Source organism: uncultured Clostridium sp. (genome assembly GCF_937920395.1).
GTDB lineage: Bacteria > Bacillota > Clostridia > Clostridiales > Clostridiaceae > Clostridium_AD.
Genome location: NZ_CALEVF010000349.1, coordinates 1 through 3,555, shown reverse-complemented (window position 1 = coordinate 3,555; position 3,555 = coordinate 1). Strand labels below are relative to the sequence as shown.

Genomic DNA, 3,555 nt, shown 5'->3' with positions numbered 1-3,555 from the left:
CTCTAAATAATTTACCATTAAATTTAAGTGACCTATATTGCAGCTTAATAAATATTCTACTTATAAGTTTTAAATATAAGTATACCCCTATTATTAAACATACGTATACATAAAAGTTTATGTAGCCTTCATTAGTATACATCAAAAATATAAAAACGACTATAGAAGTTAATGTCCAAAATAGTAAATCTTGTATTATAGTTAGGATTTTATTAGGATTTTTAAATCCTCTTATCAATCTATATATATCAAAAAACACCCCTGTTATTATTCCTGCGAGCAAACTGAAGATTATAAGTTTAACTTGGTCTACAATTGAAATTATCATAACTCGTCTACCTAAACAATCTTGCTATTACGCTGTCTTTTTTAACTTTGCTTTTCTCGCTAGTATATACAAACGAATCCACTTTCCCAGTTATTATAACATCCCCATTTTGCACGTCTAACTTATTCATCTTTAATCCTTGTCCTTTTACCAACATTGTTCCAACATCCGTGTTTAATAATATCTGATTTTCATTAAAGTTTATAACCTCTATAACACCATTAATAGTTAATTTTTTTCTATTTTCAAGCATTAAATTACTTTTCTTATCTTCTATTTTTGTTTCTTTTCTTGCCTCCATAATACCCTCCTTATTAATTTTACCATTAAAAATCGGGAACTAAGAAGCTAATCCTATTCTCAATTCTTAATTAACTACATATTATTATATTCTTATAAAATATATATGCTAATTAAGCTTAATTAAGAATTATATTTAATAACATTTATTCTTTTTCTTCTTTACCTGAAATCATCTCATACATTTCTTTTGCACTTTCTTTTGTAACATGTTCTGAAATATTTATAATTTTAGCTCTTAAAATTTGATTTGCAAATTTAATTTCTATAGTATCACCTTCTGATACAACAGTACCTGCTTTAGCCACTTTATCATTTATAGATACTCTACCACTTCCGCAAGCTTCTTTTGCGATTGTTCTTCTTTTTATAATTCTTGAAACTTTCAAATATTTATCTAATCTCATTTATACTTCCCCTTTTTAATGTTTTTTAACATTATAAGAATTTATAAATCAAAGTTTCTAAAATAAAAAACCTAGATATACATCCAGGTTTTTTACATAATAGTAAAATTATTTATTTACTATGTCTTTAAATTCTTTACCAGCTTTAAATACTGGAACTGTTGAAGCTGCAATTTGAATTTCTTCCTTTGTTCTTGGGTTTCTACCCATTCTAGCTGCTCTAGCTCTTGTTTCAAAAGTTCCGAATCCAACCAATTGAACTTTTTCACCTTTTTCTAATGTTTCCTCAATGCTTTCTATAATTCCTTTTAGAGCTGCTTCCGCATCTTTTTTTGTTAAATTAGATTTTTCTGCAATACTTGTTATTAATTCTGACTTATTCACTTTTGTTACCTCCTTGTTATAAATATACTATTAAAGCATATTCTTCACTAATTTTGAATTTCCTTCTTTTTGACCATTTTTATTTTACAAATAAATTTATAAGCTTTTAGATTTATTCCATAATTCGTCCATATCTGCAAGTGACATGTGTTTTAAATCCACACCTTTACTCCTTGCATTTTCTTCTATGTACCTAAAGCGATTAATAAATTTATCTATACTATAATTTACTGCAAATTCAGGGTCTATGTCAAGTAGTCTAGCGATATTTACTGTAGAAAATACCAAATCTCCCACTTCTTCTAGTATTTTTGCCCTATTATCGCCTTTATATACATCTTTTACTTCTCTTAATTCCTCGATCACCTTTTCCATCGCATCTTCAACACATTCAAAATCAAAGCCTATTTTCGACGCTTTTTGTTGGACTTTATCTGCCTTCATTAAACCCGGAAGATCTTTTGGAATATGCTTTAGTTGATCTGTATAACTATTAAACGGTTTTTCCTTGCTCTTAATATTTTCCCAACTTTCTAAACCTTGCTTAATTGTCTTGCTTTCTAAGCTTTTAAATATATGCGGATGTCTATTTATCATCTTATTTGTTATACCACGAATAACATCATTTATGTTAAAATATCCTTCTTCTTTCCCTATTTTGGCATGGAAGATTACTTGCAATAATACATCTCCCAGTTCCTCAATAATGTTATCTTCATCTTTTTGATCAATAGCTTCTAAAACTTCATAACATTCTTCAATAAGACATTTTTTCAAAGTTTCGTGAGTCTGTTGCCTGTCCCATTCACATCCATTTTCATCTCTAAGCGTATCCACAACTTTAATTAAATCATAAAAATCTTTTGTAGCATCTGTATTTTTTGGTATGTATATCGAGGTTAAATAATCAATATCCTTTTGTCTATCCAACTCATATAAGTTGATTTTTCTAATACTTTCGAGATCTTTTATGCCTGCTGCACGAACAAAATAAATTTCCATCTCAGCATCATAATACTCAAGCAAGGCAAGTTTTACGTCTGATGCTATAGAAAGACTATATACTTGAGTTATTAATAATCCTACTCTTTTATCTAATACTTGATTTTCTATATCAAAGGCATCTATAATTTTCAGTCCTTCAATAGGATCTAATTTCAAACTTTGAATAACTGCATCTATAAAACTAACAGCTGGAAAAATTTCTATTTCAATTTTATTTTTTTCACATAACTCTATTAAAAGCTTAACAGAAGTTTCTGCGACAAGCGGATGGCCTGGAACTCCATAAATAATTTCTCCATATAATTTATGCTTGTCAATTAGATCTTCTGCAATAGACCTGTATACATCATCAAAATTATTATTTTCTTCATATCTATTATCATAAGTCTCAAATTCAATACCCAATGTTTTTAAGTAATCTACCGTAGGATGTTTTTCTGTTCTTAAATAAATATTTTTACTATTTTTAAGAATTTCAATGGTCCCTATAGTTAGTGACTCTATCGACCCTGGCCCAAGTCCCACAACTTTAATCATTAGCTTCCACTCCTTTTTTTATTTTTTACTCAGAAATTTATTCTTAACTTCTTGATACTCAAATACTCTAAGTAAAAATATAAATATTAAGTAAACAATAACTCCTATTAATATGGATATTAGACAGGATAATCCTCCACTCATTGTATAATTATAGACAATAGCATCACTAAATACAACTGCAACAATCATTATAATAGCAGCAATAGCTGGTTTAACAAAAGCCTCTACCTTATTAAATTTTATATTTAAACTTTTCTTTAAATCGTGCATATTTAATAAGCAACTTGTTATATAGCCTAAAATTGTGCCTACAACTGCCCCGTAAATATTCATGAATGAAACTGAAACCAACACATATGTCACAATAACCTTTACGCTGCATCCTAAAGCCAAATTATATACAGGCTTCATATAATCGCCTATGCTTTGTAGTATCGCTGTACTCGTTTGTGTTAATATTATAAACGGAATACATATTGAAATATATTTGAGTATTTCATATCCTGCTGCATCTCTCAAAAAAACCAAATGCATTATAGGATATGCCATAAAAAACATTCCTAAACAAGATGGCAATGATATAACATTAGA

6 protein-coding genes are annotated in these 3,555 nt (G+C 28.4%); all 6 read right to left on the bottom strand.

The window, feature by feature from the left end; translation table 11 throughout:
* A partial coding sequence (gene yabQ / locus Q0649_RS20775; protein ID WP_298846359.1) for a spore cortex biosynthesis protein YabQ occupies positions 1-328 on the bottom strand: 328 nt, incomplete at its 3' end.
* A gap of 7 nt (positions 329-335) precedes the next feature.
* On the bottom strand, positions 336-629 hold the full coding sequence (gene yabP, locus Q0649_RS20770) for a sporulation protein YabP (protein WP_298846358.1): 294 nt from the start codon (positions 627-629) through the stop codon (positions 336-338).
* Between the two features lie 145 nt (positions 630-774).
* Entirely contained in the window at positions 775-1,035 is a 261-nt protein-coding gene (locus Q0649_RS20765; protein ID WP_298846357.1) for an RNA-binding S4 domain-containing protein, read from the bottom strand.
* Between the two features lie 108 nt (positions 1,036-1,143).
* Complete coding sequence (locus Q0649_RS20760; RefSeq protein ID WP_216124296.1) at positions 1,144-1,419, bottom strand: HU family DNA-binding protein; 276 nt, start codon at positions 1,417-1,419, stop codon at positions 1,144-1,146.
* A gap of 96 nt (positions 1,420-1,515) precedes the next feature.
* Complete coding sequence (gene mazG / locus Q0649_RS20755; RefSeq protein ID WP_298846353.1) at positions 1,516-2,961, bottom strand: nucleoside triphosphate pyrophosphohydrolase; 1,446 nt, start codon at positions 2,959-2,961, stop codon at positions 1,516-1,518.
* 18 nt (positions 2,962-2,979) lie between these two features.
* The coding region (locus Q0649_RS20750; RefSeq protein ID WP_298846351.1) for a polysaccharide biosynthesis C-terminal domain-containing protein at positions 2,980-3,555 on the bottom strand (576 nt) is incomplete at its 5' end.

Coding starts and splice junctions, on each gene's coding strand:
- yabP (WP_298846358.1), bottom strand. CDS start 629: ATGGAGGCAAGAAAAGAAACAAAAATAGAAGATAAGAAAAGTAATTTA.
- Q0649_RS20765 (WP_298846357.1), bottom strand. CDS start 1,035: ATGAGATTAGATAAATATTTGAAAGTTTCAAGAATTATAAAAAGAAGA.
- mazG (WP_298846353.1), bottom strand. CDS start 2,961: ATGATTAAAGTTGTGGGACTTGGGCCAGGGTCGATAGAGTCACTAACT.